This is a genomic window from Amycolatopsis sp. DG1A-15b, from assembly GCF_030285645.1.
Taxonomy (GTDB): domain Bacteria; phylum Actinomycetota; class Actinomycetes; order Mycobacteriales; family Pseudonocardiaceae; genus Amycolatopsis.
In genome coordinates this window covers 6,516,756-6,534,924 of the sequence record NZ_CP127296.1, presented here as the reverse complement: position 1 = coordinate 6,534,924, position 18,169 = coordinate 6,516,756, and the positions used below count along the sequence as shown (strand labels likewise).

Sequence of the window (18,169 nt, the reverse complement as noted above, 5' to 3'; positions counted from 1 at the left end):
TCAGAGCCGCGGGTCCACCGGGTCCGACTCCAGCGCGAGCACCGCGAACACGCACTCGTGCACGCGCCACAACGGCTCGCCGCGCGCGACGCGCTCCAGGGCCTCCAGGCCCAGGGCGTACTCGCGCAGCGCCAGCATGCGCTTGCGGTTCAGCCCGCGCTTGCGCAACCGCTCCAGGTTCTCCGGCAGCGTGTAGTCCGGGCCGTAGATGATCCGCAGGTACTCGCGCCCGCGCACCTTCACCCCCGGCTGGACCAGTCCGCGCGTCCCGCGGGTCAGGTTCGCCGCCGGCTTGACGACCATGCCCTCGCCACCGGCCGCCGTCAGCTCCTCCCACCACGAGACGCCACGGGCGACCGACGCGTCGTCCAGCAGGTCCACCTCGAGCGTCCGGGTCCGCTGGAAACGCGATCCCTGCAAAAGGTCCAGCTGCGCGAGGTGCCACGCGTGCGGCCGGTCGTGGTAGGCCTTCCCCTCGGACGCCAGCAGCTGGAACGGCGCCAGCCGGACGCCGTCCAGGCCCGACGTCGGCCAGCAGTAGCGCCGGTACGCCGTCCGGTACGAGTCCACTGTGGAGGAACGCGAAGCCGTCCGGGCCAAGAGGTCGCCGACGTCGATGCCCCGTGCGGCCGCCGTCGCCAACGCCGAGACCGCCGAAGGCAGTACCGCCTGGGCGGCCGCGCCCACTGACGCGTATTGATCAGCGATCAGCGAACCCGCCTTCGCGCTCCACGGCAGCAGCTCGGCGTCGAGCAGCAACCAGCCCGAGTCCAGCTCCTCGAACAGCCCGGCCGCCGCCGCGCGCACGTCCGCCAAGAGCGCGGTGTTCTGCGAGGCCGAGAAGAACGGGCGCCCGGTCCGCGTGTACACCGCGCCACCGCCGCGGATCCCGAACCGGCGGTACGCCACTTCGTCGTCCCGGCAGACCAGCACGACGGCCCGTGAGCCCATGTGCTTCTCTTCGCACAGCACGGCTTCGACCCCGGCTGCCCGGTACTCGGCGAACGCCTCTTCGGGGTGCTCCAGGTAATCGGAGCGCGACGACGTCGAACACGGCGCCATCGTCGGCGGCAGGTAGGCCAGCCACCGCGGGTCGACCGCGAACCGGCTCATCACCTCCAGGGCCGCTGCCGACTGCTCCGCCGAGACGCCGACCCGGCCGTGGTGCGCGGTCTGCACGATCCGCTTCCCGGTGACGTCGGCCAGTTCCAGCACCGCCGGCTCGCGCCCGCCCAACGGCCGTGACGCGTCCAGCGGGCGCACCGGCTCGTACCAGACCCGATGCGCCTTCACCGAGACGACTTCGCGCTCCGGGTAGCGCAGCGCGGTCAGCTTCCCGCCGAACACCGCGCCGGTGTCGAGGCACATCGTGTTGTTGACCCACTCCGGCTCCAGCGTCGGCGTGTGCCCGTAGAGGACCATCGCGGATCCGCGGTAGTCGTGGGCCCACGGCAGCCGCACCGGCAGGCCGTATTCGTCGGTCTCGCCGGTCGTGTCGCCGTAGAGCGCCATGCTGCGCACCCGCCCGGACGCGCGCCCGTGGTACCGCTCGGGCAGCCCCGCGTGCGCGACGACGAGCTTCCCGCCGTCGAGGACGTAGTGCGCGATCAGCCCGTCGCAGAACTCGTGGACGCGACGGCGGAACTCTTCGCTCTCCGCGCCGAGCTGCTCCAGCGACTCGGCGAGCCCGTGCGCGACGTTGACCTTCCGCCCGTGCAAGGCCCGCACCAGCTTCTGCTCGTGGTTGCCGCACACGACCAGCGCGCTGCCGGACGCGGCCATCCCCATCACGCGCCGCAGCACGCCGGGGGTGTCCGGGCCGCGGTCGACGAGGTCGCCGACGAAGACCGCGGTCCGCCCGTCCGGGTGCACGCCGTCGGCGTACCCCAGCTCGGCCAGCAGCTCCTCGAGCTCGGCCGCGCAGCCGTGGACGTCGCCGATCACGTCGAACGGCCCGGTCAGCGCGCGCTTGTCGTTGCGCAGCGGTTCGACGACGATCTCGGCCTCGGTCACCTCGGCTTCGGAGCGCAGCACGTGCACGCGCCGGAACCCCTCGCGCTCCAGCGACTTCAGCGACCGCTGCAGCTCACCGCGCTGCCGCCGGATCACGTGGTCGCCGAAGTCGCGGTCGGTGCGCGAGGCGTTCCGCGCGGCGCAGACGGCCACCGGCAGGTCGAGCACGATCGCCGTCGGCAGCACGTCGTGCTCCTTCGCCAGCTTCACCAGGCTCGCCCGCGAAGCGCGCTGGACGTTCGTCGCGTCGATGACGGTCGTCCGTCCGGCCGCGAGCCGCTTCGCCGCGACGTAGTGCAGTGCGTCGAAGGCGTCGGCCGAGGCCGACTGGTCGTTCTCGTCGTCGGCGACGAGCCCGCGGAAGAAGTCGCTGGAGAGCACCTGCGTCGGCGCGAAGTGCGTGCGCGCGAACGTCGACTTGCCGGAGCCGGAAGCGCCGACGAGCACGACGAGCGACATGTCGGGAACGGTCAGCTTCACGCGGCCACCTCCTTTTGGGTGGTGAAGACCGCCAGTTGGGTCGGCGGTCCCGATTCCTGGTCCTCCGGTCCGATCGGCAGGTACCGGACGTCGTAGCCATGTCGGGTCGCGACACTGTCCGCCCAGGCGCGGAACTCGGCTCGGGTCCATTCGAACCGGTGGTCGGCGTGCCGGAAATGCCCCATCGGCAGGAACTCGAACAGCCGGTTGTACTCCGCGTTGGGCGTCGTGACGAGCACCGTGCGCGGCGCCGCGACCCCGAACACCGCGTGTTCCAGCGCCGGGAGCCGCTCCTCGTCGACGTGCTCGACGACCTCCATCAGCACGGCGGCGTCGAACCCGGCCAGCGCCGGGTCGGCGTAGGTCAGCGCGGACTGGCGCAGCGTGACGCGGGAGCCGTCCTTCAGCCGCTTCTCCGCGATGTTCAGCGCACTGCTCGACACGTCGACGCCGACGATCTCGGTGAACGACCGCTCCTTCTCGAGGACCCGCAGCAGCGCGCCGGAGCCGCAGCCGAGGTCCAGCACGCGCCGGGCGCCCGCGGCCCGCAGCGCGGCGAGCACGCTGCCGTGGCGCTGCGACGCGAGGCTCTCCGGCTTGTCCGGCACCTCGGTGACCAGCGCTTCGGCCTCCGCCGGGACGTCGTCCGCCTCGGCCAGCCGCGAAAGCGCGTAAGTGACGACCGCGCGGCGCCGCTCCAGGTAGCGGTTCGTGATGAGCGTCCGCTCGGGGTGCCCGGCGAGCCAGCCGTCACCGGCGCGCAGCAGCTTGTCGGCCTCGTCCTGGCCGACCCAGTAGTGCTTGTCCCCGTCGAGCGCCGGCAGCAAGACGTACAGGTGGCGAAGGGCGTCGGCAACACGCTGGGTACCGGTGAGCCGCAAGTCGACATAGCGACTGTCACCCCACTGCGGGAACTGCGGGTCGAGCGGGATCGGCGTCGCCGAAACGCGCCAGCCGAGCGGCTCGAACAGCTTGTGCACGACCTCGGCCCCGCCCCGAGCGGACAGCGACGGCACGTGGATCTCCAGGTCGAAGAGCTCGTCGACCAGTTCCGGACGGGCCGTGCACCGCCCCGCGAGCGCCGTCGTGAACGCCGCCCGCAGCGCGACCGCGAGGTACGAGCCCCCGGCGTACGGCCGGTCGTTGACGTACTGCGTCAGCGACGTCCCGCCCCCGCGGACGAGCCCGACGGGGTCGATCTCGACGAACAACGCGGCGGTGCACCGGTCCGGCGCCGCCTCCGGGTAGAAGACGTGCGCGGTACCGGCGGACAGCGCGACCGACTGCGCCTTCTCCGGGTGTTTGTGCAGGAGAAAGCCCAGGTCGGTGGCCGGGTTCCGGGTCGTGGTGATGGTCAGCAGCACCGGCACAGTGTGGCCGAGGAGCCGGTGACCGCGCGCCCGGTTTTCCCGGGTGCCACCCTGGACACATGAACCGCCTCGCCAGCGCGACCAGCCCGTACCTGCTCCAGCACGCGGACAACCCCGTCGACTGGTGGCCGTGGGGGCCGGACGCGCTCGCCGAGGCGAAACGGCGGAACGTGCCCATCCTGCTTTCGGTCGGCTACGCCGCCTGCCACTGGTGCCACGTCATGGCGCACGAGTCGTTCGAAGATGCCGGGACCGCGGCCCTGATGAACGCGAACTTTGTCAACATCAAGGTCGACCGCGAGGAGCGGCCGGACATCGACGCGGTGTACATGGCCGCCACCCAGGCGATGACCGGCCAGGGCGGCTGGCCGATGACCTGCTTCCTGACCCCGGACGGTGAGCCGTTCCACTGCGGCACCTACTACCCGCCGTCGCCGCGGCCGGGCATGCCGTCGTTCCGGCAGTTGCTCGCCGCGGTCGTCCAGTCGTGGCAGGAGCGGCCGGACGAGCTCTTGGACGGCGCCAAGCAGATCGTCGCCCACCTCGCCGAGCAGACCGGGCCGCTCAAAGAGTCCGTTGTGGACGAAGCGGTGCTCGCCGGCGCGGTCGGGAAGCTCCAGCAGGAGGCGGACAGCAGCAACGGCGGGTTCGGCCGCGCGCCGAAGTTCCCGCCGGCGATGGTCCTGGAGTTCCTGCTGCGCCACCACGAACGGACCGGATCGCAGGTCGCCTTGTCCCTTGTGGACCAGACGGCCGAGGCGATGGCCCGCGGTGGCCTGTACGACCAGCTGGCCGGCGGCTTCGCACGCTACTCCGTCGACGCCGAGTGGATCGTGCCGCACTTCGAGAAGATGCTGTACGACAACGCGTTGCTCCTGCGCTTCTACGCCCACCTCTGGCGGCGCACCGGTTCGGCCACGGCGTTGCGGGTCGCCACCGGAACGGCGGAGTTCCTCTTCGAAAGCTTGCGAACGCCCGAAGGCGGCTTCGCGTCTTCGCTGGACGCGGACACCGAAGGTGTCGAAGGCCTGACGTACGTCTGGACGCCGTCACAGCTGCGTGAAGTGCTCGGGGACGACGCCCCGGCGGCGGCCGAGCTGTTCGGCGTCACGGACGAAGGCACCTTCGAAGACGGCGCCTCGACGTTGCGCCTGTTCGGCGAGCTGCCGGAGCCGATGCGCGTCAAGCTCCTGGACGCGCGGGCGAAGCGGCCGCAGCCGGGCCGGGACGACAAGGTGATCGCGTCCTGGAACGGCTTGGCGATCACGGCGCTGGCCGAGGCCGGGGTCGCGCTGGATCGTCCACAGTGGATCGACTGGGCTCGCGGGGCGGCCGAGCTGCTGCTGCGGGTGCACGTCGTCGACGGACGGCTGCGGCGCAGCTCGCGCGACGGCGTCGTCGGCGAATCCGCCGGGGTGCTGGAGGACTACGCCTGCGTCGCCGACGGGTTCCTGGCGCTGCACCAGGCGACCGGCGCCGCGAAGTGGCTCACCGAAGCGACCCGGCTGCTCGACCTGGCGCTGACGCACTTCGCGTCCCCGGACGTCCCCGGTGCGTACTTCGACACGGCCGACGACGCCGAGACACTGGTCCAGCGCCCGGCCGACCCGGGTGACAACGCGAGCCCGTCGGGGGCGTCCGCGCTGGCCGGAGCGCTGCTGACGGCGTCCGCGCTGGCGGGCCACGCCGACTCGGCCCGGTACCGGGACGCGGCCGAGCAGGCGCTGCGCCGGGCCGGGGTGCTGGCCGGGCGGGTGCCCCGGTTCGCCGGGCACTGGCTGTCGGTCGCCGAAGCGCTGCAGGCCGGCCCGGTGCAGGTGGCGGTGGTGGGCGAGGACGCGTCGCTGCGGCTGGCGGCGGCCCGCGGAGTGCACGGCGGCGGCATCGTGCTGGCCGGCGAGCCGGACGCACCGGGCGTCCCGTTGCTGGCCGACCGCCCCCTGGTCGACGGCGCCCCGGCGGCTTACGTCTGCCGGGGGTACGTCTGCGACCGCCCGGTGACCTCGGCGGAGGAGCTGACCGCCCAGCTCTGATCGCCCTGGGTGAACGCGCGTGCACATTATGCTGTTGCGATGGGGCAATGGTGGGACTTGTAGCTGCGCTGGTGGGCCGGAGAAAAGGTCGATGGGCGCACCTGTGGGGCCTGCCGATGCTCGTCTGGGGCCGCGTCGGCAAGGGGCTGCAGTTCGCCGGCGGCTTGACGGTGGTGCTCGACCTCATCGGCCCGGAGCGGTTGCGCGCCTTCGGGAAGCGGCTGTACGTCGTGAACTGGACGAAGGCGGTGACGACGCCTGCCGAAGGTGTGGCGGTCGTGGTCGCCGTGGTCACCCTGATGGCCTACCTCGCGTTCTTCGCGCTGACGCTCGCCAGCACGGCGTTCGACTGGGCCGAGCAGGTCGTCCGGCCGGTCAAAGAGCTGATCGCCTGGGCGAAACCGGTGCTGGACTCGTTCTGGTTTCAGCTTCCGCTGATCTTGCTCCTCTTCTTCATCGCCCTCGGGTCCATGCTGGATGCCAAACCGAAGAACAAAGCAGAGGCCCGGAGCGCGTGGAGGGCGGGCTGCCTGCTTGCGCCGGTGATCGTGGCGACCGTGATCCTGGCCGGACTGATCCTGCTGCCGTGGGTCGTGTTGATCTACGGTATCTGCTGGCCGATGAGCCGGGGCCTCGCATTTCTGCTCGACCACAAGAAGCCTGGCTGGGTCGTGTACGTGGTGGCGTTCGCCTTCGTCGTGATCGGCTTTCACTTCGACATGCTGGCTTCCTGACGTTCATGCGGTTGCGCTGTGGGTGAACGCTGTGCCGATCACGCTCTCTTCGGCGTAACTTCGGTAGCGATGTAATCATGTAATCGGAGGTACGACATGGGACGCGGATGGCGTGGAGGCCGAGGCTGGCAGCAGGCCGAGGTACCGCCGGCGGACGACGCGGCGGCCTGGTTCGGCGGCCGGCTGCCCGACGGCTGGTTCACGGGCGCACCGGAGGTCACGGTCGACCGCGAAGAGATCATCGTGGTCGGCGAGCTCCCGGCGCTGACGGAGGAGCACGCGGACGACGCCGCCCGCGCGGCCGCCGAAGAGGGCCGGATCAGCCGGTACCGCGAGGAGACGCGGGACGAGCGGATCGAGATCGCCCGCCAGGCGGAGCACCGCTACCAGCGCAAGGTGGCGTGGGGCGCCCGTCTGGGCGGCACGACGGCACTGTTCACGACGCATTCGGCACCGGTGATGACGCGCTTGCGCCAGCCGGAGCGCCTGGTGCTGGACACGCTGGTGGACGCGGGTGTGGCGCGGTCGCGCTCGGACGCGCTGGCCTGGGCGGTGCGCCTGGTCGGCCAGCACGCGGACAGCTGGCTCGGCGAACTGCGGGAAGCGATGAGCAAGGTCGACGACCTGCGCTCGAAGGGACCCGACCTGGCGTGAGCCGTGGGGTGCCGCCGAGGCGGCACCCCACGGTCCAGCCGGAGCCGGGTCGCGGGTGCCGCCCCCTCGGTGGCACCCACGACCCGCCACCGGGCCCTCAGTCCGCGATCAGCACGGGCTCCGGCACCCCGGTCCACGCCTGGCGCTGCTGCACGGGCCGGGCACTCAGCTCCCGCTGCCGCCGCACGAACCACGCACCGGGCGCCACCCCGGTTGCCCCGTGCTCCGGGTGGATCAGGTACACCGGCGCCGTGTTCTCGAAGGCCGCGATCGCCAGCCGCTCCGGGTCGTTCAGCCGCGTCGTCAGCCGGCACGTTCCCCGGTCCGCGACGAGCGTGTGCGGGTTGTTGCCCGCTTCGCCGCGGACCAGTTCGCGGCCTTCCGCGGGCAGCTCCCACCAGTCGCTGCGCCAGGCCGGCGCGCCCAGCAACGCCAGCGGCAGCACGATCAGGTCCCCCTGGGCCTGGAGCCCGTCGATCACCGGGACGGTGACCTGGCGGTCCAGGTGGTCGAGGACGTCGAGTCCGGTCCACTCCAGCAGTTCGCTCAGAAACATGCGCTCACCTCGAGAAAGTCAGGTCCGGCGCTGCAGGCGCGCGTACTGGGCTCCGGTGAGCCCGTACGACCAGCCGGCCGCGTCGAGGGGATGGTCGAATTCGGCGGGCACGCGCAGCCCGTAGCGACGGCGGGTACCGTCGCGCTCCACCGAGCCGTTCACCGCCAGCAGCAGCCGCGAAGGCGCCTGCCCGTTCCGCTGCGGAAGGTCGTAGAGCCGGAGTTCGCAGCCGGGGTTGCCGGGATCGGGCGCCCGGCTCGAGATCCGCAACCCGGCCTGCTCGATGTACGCCGCCCAGCCCAGGTGCTCGATCGCACAGCGGCGCACCTCGACGTTGGACTCGCGGTCGATCCGGTCCGCGGTGGGGTCTTCGACCACCCAGGACGGCACCCGCGTGCCGTGCCAGGCGTGCACGCCCCAGCCGTCCGGGTAGACCACCGCGGGCCCGGACCCGTTGTGCAGCCGGTGCCCGTCGTCCGTGTGGATCGCCAGCGGCCGTTCGGCGACGACGCAGACGCCGTCGCGCGGCCACCACCAGCCGCAGGAGCGGACGAGGGTCGCCCACAGTTCCAGCTCGGGGTCACCCGAGCGCGGCACCACCCAGTACGCGTCCTGCTGCCCGTACCAGTGCAGGCCCAGCGAACGCGGAATGGCGGCCCGGATCAGGCCGGCGACGGACTCTTTGACGGTCTGCCGCGCCTCGGGCGAAATGTCGCCCCACCGTCTTCGCAGCGCGGCGACCCGCGTCGCCAACCGGGCTTCCACTGGCTCGGCGGACCCGGATGGTGGCACGGCGGCGTTCGGGGAGGACACCCAGACGAACTTCGGCGGCGGCTCGCCGAGCAGCGCGTAGAGCCGGGTGATGGCGTCTTCGGCCGCGGGACGATCCGCGGAATACGTGCTGAAGGCGTGGCTCAACCACGCGGAAATATCGGGAAGTCGGCGGTCCGGCCGCCGTGGGGCGCTCAACGCGCGAGGGCGCGCACGCCCTTTCGAATCGACATGCTCCGATCATGACAGCCGTTTCGCCGATCGCGCAAGCGGCTTCTCGGGGGTTCCGGGTGGCGGAGCCCCCGGCTCGGGGCGAAGCCCCGGATGTCTCAGCCTGGACCTGGAGCCACTCGCGCGCCTAGAGTTCGTCGTGCCCGCGGTCCGTGCCGCGGTTCCGCCGTCGCACCAGCTCTTCCCGTGAAGGAAGTGTCCATGGACGGCAGGTTCACCCGGCGGCAGCTGATCAAGGGCGGGCTCGCGGTGGCGGCGGTGCCGCTGCTCCCGGCGGTCGCCTCCGCAGCGCCCCGCATCGACGTTCCCGCGCTCCCGTGGCCGGCGGCGAACGACATCGTCGCGAACACGACGGTTCCGGTATTCCCGGACCGCGCTTTCCCGATCACCGGTTACGGCGCGAAGAACGACGGTAAAACCGACAACACCGCGGCGATCGCGAAGGCGATCGACGCCTGCGCCGCGGCCGGCGGCGGCCACGTGATCGTGCCGGGCGGGGGGAGTTTCCTGACCGGCGCCATCCGGCTCAAGAGCCACGTCGACCTGCACCTCGAACCCGGTTCGGTGCTGAAGTTCAGCGGCGACGCGGCGAAGTTCCCGAATGTCCTGACACGCTACGAAGGCATCGAATGCGTCAACCGTTCGCCGATGATCTACGCCTACGGGGAAAAGAACATCGGCCTCACCGGCAGCGGCACGCTCGACGCGGCGGCGACCTCGTCGTGGAACAAGGGCAGCGACCGGGCGTACCTGGAATCGTTGGTGGCCAAGGGAATCGCGCCGGAGAAGCGGGTGGTGCCGGGCTCGGGGCACACCATGCGTTCGGCGTTCGTCGAGCCGTACGCCTGCGAGAACGTGCTGATCCAGGGGATCACCCTGAAGAACTCCATGTTCTGGCAGCTGCACCCGACGCTGTGCCGCAACGTCACGGTCGACGGCGTCAGCACCGATCCCAGCACCGCGCACAGCAACACCGACGGTTGCGACCCGGAGTCGTGCGACCACGTCGTCATCGCCAACTGCACCCTCGGCGCGCACGACGACAACATCGCCATCAAGTCCGGCCGCGACGCCGACGGGCGGCGGGTGAACGTCCCGTGCCAGAACCTCGTCGTGGTGAACTGCGTGATGAACGGCAACTGGGGTGCGATCACCTGCGGCAGCGAGCAGACCGGCGGGATCCGCAACGTCTACGCGTACAAGCTCACCGTGAAGGGTGAGACGAAGTTCGCCCTGTACGTGAAGTCCAACACGCTGCGTGGCGGGTTTTCCGAGAACATCAACCTCGACAGCGTCTCCGGCACGTTCGCGCGGAACTTCGTGTACGTGACGTCCACGTACAACAGCCAGACTGGCAGCTCCGTGCCTTCGTTCGGGCCGTTCACGATCAGCAACTGTTCGAGCACGAAGATCGCGGGCAAGACGTTCGACGTCAGCGGGCTTTCGAACGCCCACGTGCACGGGTTCGCCGTGGCGAACTCCACGTTTAAGGGCGTGTCGGACACGTCGAACACGCTGAAGTACGTGGACAGCGCCCGCTTCACGAATGTGACGGTCAACGGCAAGCCGATCTGACCCTGCGGGATCGGCGGCGCTGCGGCAGGCTTACTACCAACGAGTAGGAAGCCTGCCGTTCGTCCTTTCCGGAGGTAGCCGTGGACGTCCCCGAAGTGCCCTCGAAGGTGGATCCGGACGCACTGACCGCCGTCCTCGACGGTCGCTGGGCCGAGCTGCGCCGCGGGGTGCGGGCGCAGATGGCCGGCGCGGAGTTCCGGGACCCGGTGGACCTCGGCATCGAGGCGCACCGCGCCCAGGTGCTCGACCAGCTGCGCGCGCTCGCCGGAACCGACCGCCCCGGCCTGGGCTTCGACCCGGCGTACGGCGGCGGTGGTGACGTCGGCGGGTCGGTGACGTCGTTCGAGATGCTCGGCTACGGCGACCTGTCGCTGATGGTGAAGGCCGGCGTCCAGTGGGGCCTGTTCGGCGGCGCCGTCCAGCTGCTCGGCACCGAGCGGCACCACGAGCGGTACCTGCGTGCGATCATGGACCTCGACGTCCTGGGCTGCTTCGCGATGACCGAGCACGGCCACGGTTCCGACGTCCAGCACCTGCGCACCACGGCGACCTTCGCCGACGGCGGGTTCGTGATCAACACGCCGGACGCGATGGCCCGCAAGGAATACATCGGCAACGCCGCCCGCGACGGCCGGCTGGCGGTGGTCTTCGCGCAGCTGGTGACCGGCGGCGAATCGCGCGGCGTGCACGCCTTTCTCGTGCCGATCCGCGACGACGACGGTGCGCCGATGCCCGGGGTGTCCATCGAGGACTGCGGGCCGAAGGCGGGCCTCAACGGTGTCGACAATGGACGGCTGGCGTTCGACGACGTCCGGGTGCCGCGCGAAGCCCTGCTGAACCGCTTCGGTGACGTCGCCGAAGACGGGACGTACTCGAGCCCGATCGAGAGCGACAGCCGCCGGTTCTTCACGATGCTGGGCACGCTGATCCGCGGCCGGGTGAGCGTCGCCGGCAGCGCGGGCAGCGCCACGAAACGCGCGCTCACGCTGGCGATCCGCTACGGCGAGTTCCGCCACCAGTTCGCGAAGCCGGACGGCGACGAGGTCGTCGTCCTGGACTACCTCGCCCACCAGCGGAAACTTCTGCCGGCGCTGGCCAAGACGTACGCGCTGCACTTCGCGCAGGAAGAGCTGGTCTCGAAGCTGCACGACATCGATTCGTCGGCGCCCGAAGAGGAGCAGCGCGAGCTGGAGTCGCGCGCCGCCGGGCTGAAGGCGCTCGCGACGTGGCACGCGACGTCGGCGATCCAGACCGCGCGCGAGGCGTGCGGCGGCGCGGGCTACCTGGCGGAGAACGTGCTGCCCGGGCTGAAGGCCGACACCGACGTCTTCACGACGTTCGAAGGCGACAACACGGTGCTGCTGCAGCTGGTCGCGAAGGGCCTGCTGACCAGCTACAAGCAGGATTTCGAGGACCTTTCGCCGCTGGCGACGGCCCGGTTCTTCACCGACCAGGTGGTCAGCACGCTCCTGGAGCGGACCTCGGTGCGCAAGGCGCTCGAGTCGCTCACCGAAGGGTCCGACTCGGAGGTGTTCTTCCGCCGCGAATGGCAGCTGCGGCTGTTCGAGGACCGCGAGGAGCACGTCGTCGAAGGCGTGGCGAAGCGCCTGCGCAAGGCGGCCGCCGACCCGTTCGGTGTGTTCAATTCGGCGCAGGACCACGTGCTGCGCGCGGGCCGCGTCCACGTCGAGCGCCTGGTGCTCGAGGCGTTCACGGCGGCCATCGAGCGCTGCGACGATCCGGACGCGCGGTCGGTGCTGGAGCGCGTCTGCGACCTCTACGCGTTGTCGGCGATCGAAGAGGACCTGGCGTGGTTCCTGGGCCACGGCCGCCTGACGGCGTCGCGCGCGAAGGCCGTCACGTCGGCGGTGAACCGGCTGTGCTCGGAGCTGCGCCCGCACGCGCGCACGCTGGTGGACGCGTTCGCGATCCCGGAGCAGTTCCTCGCGGCGCCGATGCTCACGTCCTGAGCGCCCGGCCGCGGTGGAGCCCGGACGGGTGGCCGGTATCGGGGACCGGCCACCCGTCCGGGAGCCTTCAGGAGCGGCGGTGCTTCCGGTCGTCGTCGGTGACCTCGAACTGCTCCTTGCGGACCTTGCCGGACACGGTCTGCTCGTCGCTGACCGTCTCGGTCCGCAGGCGCGCCCGCTCGACCGGCACGGTTTCCTTGCGCACCACGGGCTTCTCGGCGTGGAGGACGACGTCCTGCTCGGCCTCGCCGATCTCGGCGCCGCGCTGGCCGTCCTTGATCGGCTCGCGCTCGATGCGCACCTCTTCGTGCCGCACGGGGACGGTGACCTGCTGCTCTTCGGTGACGACGTACTTGCGCAGCCGCACGTGCCCGGTCTCGACCTGCTCGGTGCCGACGTTGAGCCGTTCCTCCGAGCGCGTCATGGAGGCACGGTCGTCGCGCTTCCCACGGCCGCCCATGGCGGCCGGGCCGCGATCCGTCCGGCCGTCCGTCCGCCCGTCCGGCGAGGTGCGCGGCACCGGCAGGCCGTAGTGCTGGTAGAGCTGCGTGCTCTCTTCGGGCGAAAGGTGCCCGTCGGCGTCGATGCGGGGCGCCTCGGAGACGCTGTCCTTGTCGACCTGGACGTGGATCCCGTCCTTGTCCGTGCGGGCGCCGGAGAGCGGGACGAAGCTTTCCTTCGTACCGAAGAGGCCGGTCTTGACGGTGATCCACTCGGGCTGGTGCGTCGCGTCGGCGAGGTAGACGTTGCCGACCTTCCCGATCTTGTTGCCGTCGGGGTCGACCACGGCGCTGTCGATGAGCTGCTCGGGCTGCATGGTCCTGGCCATCGCGGTCGTGCTCCTTCCACGTTGGGTCCTTGTCTGGGATCCACCGTCGGCCGCGCCGGTGACCACGGCAACCGTCGTGGTGGTCCCGTGGGTGACCCCTGATCGTGATCGTTTGAAGCTTCGCCCACGGGCCAGGCGTGGCGGGTCCCGCAGGTCGAGCGCGGTGCCACCGGCGTGACGGGCGGCCGTCGCGCGCACGCGAAGGTGTGGACCTGGATTTCGCGTGACCGGCGTCACTGGCGGCGCTGTCACAACGGTGGCGTCCGGGTCGTCAAGGGGGTGAAGCAGACGACGAAAGGGGAACGACCATGGAAGCGCGCCTCAACATGTTCGAGAACGAGGTCACCGGCAAGTTCGTCAAGCGCCTGATCGCGGCGTCGCGCCCGGTCGAAGAGTCGTCGCTCCCGAAGGCGACGCAGGAGCTGGTGAAGATCCGCGCGAGCCAGATCAACGGCTGCGGGATGTGCCTCGACATGCACACGAAGGACGCGGCGGCGGGCGGCGAGACGGCGGTCCGTCTGGCGATGGTGGCGGCGTGGCGTGAAGCGGTGGTGTTCACCGAGGCGGAGCGCGCGGCTCTGGCGCTGACCGAGGAGGGCACCCGCCTGGCGGACGCGCACACCGGCGTCAGCGACGAGACGTGGGCCGCCGTGCGCAAGCACTTCGACGAGGAGCAGATCGGGGCGCTGATCGCGCTGGTGGCGACGATCAACGCGTGGAACCGGCTGAACGTGATCGTCCGCAACCCGGCGGGGGAGTACCAGCCGGGGATGTTCGGCTGAGGGGGAGTTCACCTGCCGTGGGGCGCGGGACCAGCTTCGATGGTGACGATCTCACGGCGGTGGAACCCCTCACCGTCGCACAGTGGACTGGACCGCGCCCGGCGCAAGGCGGTTGATTGCCGGGGTGGGTGATGTTGTCCAAGCCATCGGGTGATGTCGATAAAGGATCACCGGATGTCGCCCGATGATTTTACCATGATGAAAAAGACGCTCTTCGCAGCCGCAGTCATCGGTGGCGCCATGCTCGCTGTTGCCGCGCCGGCTTCCGCCGGCGAGGTCGGGCACCACCCGGGCGGCGGCATCAGCATCGGCGACAACCTGTGCGCGGCTCCGTGGCAGTGGAACGGTCCCATCGAGGCGCTGCACGCGGGCCACGCGCCTTCGTACGCGGCCTGCAACAACAACTCCACCGGCGGCGGCCACGGTGGCATCAGCATCCTCGACAACGCGTGCCTGCTGCCCTGGCAGTGGAACGGCCCGCTGGAGCTGCTGACGGTCGACCACAACCCGTCGTACGTCGCCTGCAACGGAAACTCGGCCGGCTGATCGAAAGGAGGAGCCGCAAGCTGGTTGATTGAGTGTGCACCAACCAACCTCGGCTCATCCTCGCAAAAGCGCGGCCATTCACTCGATGACGAGTGAATGGCCGCGCTTTTGTTTTTGCTCGAGCCGGCCGCAATGTGATTCCGCCAGCGGGCCGGGCGGCCCGGCGCCACCGGCCGTCGTCACAATCAGGCTTCGGGATGCAGGTCCTACGACGGTGCGACGAAGATCTGCAGACGCGTCCTAGGCGTACATGGCCAGCCAGATGGCGATGTAGTGCGACACAGCAGCCAACACAGTGCAGGCGTGGAAGAACTCGTGGTACCCGAAAGTCTCCGGCCAGTGGTTCGGCCACTTCACGGCGTAGAACACCGCACCCAGCGTGTAGAACAACCCGCCCACGCAGAGCAGCACCAGCGCACCGACCCCCGCATGCGTGGCCAGCTCCGGGAACACGAACACCGCGACCCACCCGAGCGCGATGTAGATCGGCACCCCGAGCCACCGGGGCGCGTTCGGCCACAGCATCTTCAGCGCCACGCCGGCGATCGCGCCGCCCCAGACGATCGACAGGATCACGTACCCCGTCGGCTTCGACATCGCCAGCAGCGTGAACGGGGTGTACGTGCCCGCGATGAACAGGAAGATCATCGAGTGGTCCGCGCGCTTCATCCACTTGTACGCGCGGGGGCTCCAGAACTTGCGGTGGTACAGCGCGCTCACGCCGAACAGGCCGAGGACCGTCAGGCCGTAGACCGACGTCGCGAGGGCCGCGATCGGGGACACTGTGGACGCGGCCAAGGACACCAGCGTCGCCGCTGCCGCAACCGCGCCGAAGAACGTCCAGAAGTGGATGTGTCCGCGCAGCCGGGGGCGGAGGTCCACTACGGGCTCGGGTGGTTCCGTCGTCAGGCTCACACATCCAGGTTACGACAGCGTAGGTTCTCCAGCAGTGCTCAAGTCACACGCCTCACACCGGGTGCGTACGCTGACTCGACGTGAGTGTTCGCTCCTTCTTGTCCGACGTCGTGTACAGCGCCTACGGCAGGCGCCTCATCCAGCAGGCCGCCGGGCGGCATCCCCGGCACATCGCCATCATGCTCGACGGCAACCGCCGGTGGGCCCGTGAAGCGGGCTTCACGGACGTTTCGGACGGCCACCGCGCCGGGGCCAAGAAGATCGCGGACTTCCTGAGCTGGTGCCAGGAGGCCGACGTCGAGGTCGTCACCATGTGGCTGCTGTCGACCGACAACCTCAACCGCGACCCGGACGAGCTCACGCCGCTGCTGAAGATCATCACCGACGTCACCGACGAGCTCGCCGCGCCCGGCACGCCGTGGCGGCTGCGGATCGTCGGCGCGCTCGACCTGCTCCCCGTCGAGGTCGCCAAGCGCCTCAGCGAAGCCGCCGCCCGGAGCGAAGGGCGGAGCGGGATGGAGGTCAACATCGCGGTCGGCTACGGCGGGCGCCAGGAAATCGCGGACGCCGTGCGGAAGCTGCTGCGGCAGCACGCCGACGAGGGAACGTCCATTCACGAGCTGGCGAAGATCCTCGACGTCGACCACATCTCCGAGCACCTCTACACGTCGGGCCAGCCCGACCCGGACCTCATCATCCGCACGTCGGGCGAGCAGCGGCTTTCCGGCTTCCTGCTGTGGCAGTCCGCGCACTCGGAGTTCTGGTTCACCGAGGCGTACTGGCCCGCCTTCCGCCGCGTCGACTTCCTGCGTGCCATCCGCGACTACGCCTGGCGGCACCGCCGGTTCGGCTCCTAGACACCCGGAAAAGCCGCTGGTCAGCGACCCTGAAGAGCACTCAGGGTTGATTTCGGACGACCGACGGTGAGGTGACGATCTGGCGAATCACCGTGTTGGCTCCCTGCGCGCCGCCGGATTCGTGGGTACCTTCCGTGGAGAGGGCACGCGTTCCGTGCGGGTCCTCGCGGGAGGCCCTGGTCGTGGCGGTGATCGAGGGGGCGGTTCAGCCGCCCACGAGACGCTCGAGGGGGCCGGCACCCGGCCCTCGTGGCCGCACCACCTGACCCACCAGGTCAGGAGGAACGGTCCAGCCAGGGAGGTGCCCGGCCCAGCGAGTGCGGGCGTGAGGTGCACACGCCCTCGAGGGAGATGCCGTCGTGACTGCGCAGCGTTTGCCCCGTAAGGCCTCTGGCCGTTCTTCGACCGGTGCCGTTCCTGGCCCGGAGAAAGCCTCGACCTCGCCCGAATTCCAGCAGCACATGTACGTGCTCGACACGTCGGTCCTCCTTTCGGACCCGTGGGCGGTCACTCGGTTCGCCGAGCACGCTGTCGTGCTTCCGCTGGTCGTCATCAGTGAACTGGAGGCGAAGCGCCACCACCCGGAGCTCGGCTGGTTCGCCCGGGAATCCCTGCGCATGCTCGACGACCTGCGCCGGCAGTACGGCAGGCTCGACGCGCCGCTCCCCATCGGGGACCACGGCGGCACGCTGCAGGTGGAGCTGAACCACTCGGACCCGTCGGTGCTCCCGTCCGGGTTCCGGACCGACTCCAACGACCACCGCATCCTCGCCTGCGCGCTCAACCTCGCAGCCGAGTTCGCGCAGGTCACGCTGGTGACGAAGGACATTCCGCTGCGGGTCAAGGCGGGTGCGGTGGGCCTCGAGGCCGACGAGTACCGCGCGCAGGAGGTCACACCGTCCGGCTGGACGGGCATGGCGGACGTGGACGTCGAGCAGGACGTGCTCGACACGCTGTTCGGCGGCGGCACCGTCGACCCGGTCGAATACGGCATGGACGAGCTCGCCGAGCTGCCCTGCCACACCGGGCTGCGGCTGCTCGCGGGCAGCTCCAGCGCGCTCGGGCGGATCACGGCGGACAAGCGCATCCGGCTGGTCCGGGGCGACCGCGAGGCGTTCGGCCTGCACGGCCGCAGCGCCGAGCAGCGCGTCGCGCTCGACCTGCTGCTCGACTCCGACGTCGGGATCGTCTCGCTGGGCGGCCGGGCCGGCACCGGCAAGTCGGCGCTCGCCCTGTGCGCGGGCCTCGAGGCGGTGATGGAACGCCGTCAGCACCGCAAGGTCGTGGTGTTCCGGCCGGTCTACGCGGTCGGCGGCCAGGACCTCGGCTACCTGCCCGGGTCCGAGAGCGAGAAGATGCAGCCGTGGGCGCAGGCGGTGTTCGACACCCTCGGCGCGCTGGTCAGCCAGGACGTCCTCGACGAGGTCTTCGACCGCGGCATGCTCGAGGTGCTCCCGCTGACGCACATCCGCGGCCGCTCGCTGCACGACACGTTCGTGATCGTCGACGAGGCGCAGTCGCTGGAGCGCAACGTCCTGCTCACGGTCCTTTCGCGGCTCGGCACGGCGTCACGGGTGGTGCTCACGCACGACGTCGCCCAGCGTGACAACCTGCGCGTCGGGCGCCACGACGGCGTCTCGGCGGTGATCGAGAAGCTCAAGGGCCACCCTCTGTTCGCGCACGTCACGCTGACGCGCTCGGAGCGCTCGCCGATCGCCGCCCTGGTCACCGAGATGCTGGAGGACCACGGCTGACGGGCCCCGGGGGCGGCGCGCGCGCCGCCCCCGGCAACCCTTTCCGCCTTCGCCGGACATCCGGTGAAAAACCCGCTCGGCCGCTGTACGGCCGATCCG

General features: G+C 70.4%; 15 protein-coding genes. 9 read left to right on the top strand and 6 right to left on the bottom strand.

Annotated features, from left to right (window positions below; all coding sequences use genetic code 11):
- On the bottom strand, nucleotides 1–2,493 hold the full coding sequence (locus QRY02_RS29935) for a polynucleotide kinase-phosphatase (RefSeq protein ID WP_285986174.1): 2,493 nt from the start codon (nucleotides 2,491–2,493) through the stop codon (nucleotides 1–3).
- Complete coding sequence (locus QRY02_RS29930; RefSeq protein WP_285986173.1) at nucleotides 2,490–3,857, bottom strand: 3' terminal RNA ribose 2'-O-methyltransferase Hen1; 1,368 nt, start codon at nucleotides 3,855–3,857, stop codon at nucleotides 2,490–2,492. The genes QRY02_RS29935 and QRY02_RS29930 overlap by 4 nt, the downstream gene beginning before the upstream one ends.
- A gap of 65 nt (nucleotides 3,858–3,922) precedes the next feature.
- Between QRY02_RS29930 and QRY02_RS29925 the strand changes: the two genes are divergently transcribed.
- From QRY02_RS29925 to abmR, 3 genes are all read left to right on the top strand, one after another.
- Entirely contained in the window at nucleotides 3,923–5,896 is a 1,974-nt protein-coding gene (locus QRY02_RS29925; protein WP_285986172.1) for a thioredoxin domain-containing protein, read from the top strand.
- Nucleotides 5,897–6,012: 116 nt separating this feature from the next.
- Nucleotides 6,013–6,630, top strand: coding sequence for a hypothetical protein (locus QRY02_RS29920; RefSeq protein ID WP_285986171.1), 618 nt, complete (start codon nucleotides 6,013–6,015; stop codon nucleotides 6,628–6,630).
- 96 nt (nucleotides 6,631–6,726) lie between these two features.
- A complete protein-coding gene (gene abmR, locus QRY02_RS29915) occupies nucleotides 6,727–7,284 on the top strand; it encodes an ATP-binding transcription factor AbmR (RefSeq protein ID WP_285986170.1) in 558 nt (185 codons plus the stop codon).
- A gap of 97 nt (nucleotides 7,285–7,381) precedes the next feature.
- Here the strand turns inward: abmR and QRY02_RS29910 are convergent, their stop codons facing one another.
- Both QRY02_RS29910 and QRY02_RS29905 read right to left on the bottom strand, forming a co-directional pair.
- Entirely contained in the window at nucleotides 7,382–7,840 is a 459-nt protein-coding gene (locus tag QRY02_RS29910) for a DUF8820 family protein (RefSeq protein WP_285986169.1), read from the bottom strand.
- Between the two features lie 18 nt (nucleotides 7,841–7,858).
- Entirely contained in the window at nucleotides 7,859–8,758 is a 900-nt protein-coding gene (locus QRY02_RS29905) for a DUF6745 domain-containing protein (protein ID WP_285986168.1), read from the bottom strand.
- 285 nt (nucleotides 8,759–9,043) lie between these two features.
- On the opposite strand from QRY02_RS29905, the gene QRY02_RS29900 reads away from it, so the two are divergent.
- Both QRY02_RS29900 and QRY02_RS29895 read left to right on the top strand, forming a co-directional pair.
- Complete coding sequence (locus QRY02_RS29900) at nucleotides 9,044–10,417, top strand: glycosyl hydrolase family 28 protein (RefSeq protein ID WP_285986167.1); 1,374 nt, start codon at nucleotides 9,044–9,046, stop codon at nucleotides 10,415–10,417.
- Between the two features lie 80 nt (nucleotides 10,418–10,497).
- Nucleotides 10,498–12,387 (top strand): acyl-CoA dehydrogenase family protein, encoded by a 1,890-nt coding sequence (locus tag QRY02_RS29895; RefSeq protein WP_285986166.1) that lies wholly within the window; start codon nucleotides 10,498–10,500, stop codon nucleotides 12,385–12,387.
- A gap of 67 nt (nucleotides 12,388–12,454) precedes the next feature.
- On the opposite strand, the gene QRY02_RS29890 is transcribed toward QRY02_RS29895, so the two are convergent.
- The gene (locus QRY02_RS29890; protein WP_285986165.1) at nucleotides 12,455–13,216 is read right to left on the bottom strand and encodes a DUF2382 domain-containing protein; all 762 of its coding nucleotides are present in this window, start codon (nucleotides 13,214–13,216) and stop codon (nucleotides 12,455–12,457) included.
- 308 nt (nucleotides 13,217–13,524) lie between these two features.
- Between QRY02_RS29890 and QRY02_RS29885 the strand changes: the two genes are divergently transcribed.
- Together QRY02_RS29885 and QRY02_RS29880 are read left to right on the top strand one after the other, a co-directional pair.
- Entirely contained in the window at nucleotides 13,525–13,998 is a 474-nt protein-coding gene (locus QRY02_RS29885) for a carboxymuconolactone decarboxylase family protein (RefSeq protein WP_285986164.1), read from the top strand.
- A 195-nt stretch (nucleotides 13,999–14,193) separates the two neighbouring features.
- Complete coding sequence (locus QRY02_RS29880) at nucleotides 14,194–14,544, top strand: hypothetical protein (RefSeq protein ID WP_285986163.1); 351 nt, start codon at nucleotides 14,194–14,196, stop codon at nucleotides 14,542–14,544.
- 240 nt (nucleotides 14,545–14,784) lie between these two features.
- Here the strand turns inward: QRY02_RS29880 and trhA are convergent, their stop codons facing one another.
- Entirely contained in the window at nucleotides 14,785–15,426 is a 642-nt protein-coding gene (gene trhA / locus QRY02_RS29875) for a PAQR family membrane homeostasis protein TrhA (protein WP_285993948.1), read from the bottom strand.
- A 113-nt stretch (nucleotides 15,427–15,539) separates the two neighbouring features.
- Here trhA and QRY02_RS29870 point away from each other — a divergent pair, with 113 nt between their 5' ends.
- Nucleotides 15,540–16,316, top strand: coding sequence for an isoprenyl transferase (locus QRY02_RS29870; protein WP_285986162.1), 777 nt, complete (start codon nucleotides 15,540–15,542; stop codon nucleotides 16,314–16,316).
- 461 nt (nucleotides 16,317–16,777) lie between these two features.
- Entirely contained in the window at nucleotides 16,778–18,070 is a 1,293-nt protein-coding gene (gene phoH2, locus QRY02_RS29865) for an RNA 5'-3' helicase PhoH2 (RefSeq protein WP_285986161.1), read from the top strand.
- Nucleotides 18,071–18,169 lie beyond the last annotated feature (99 nt).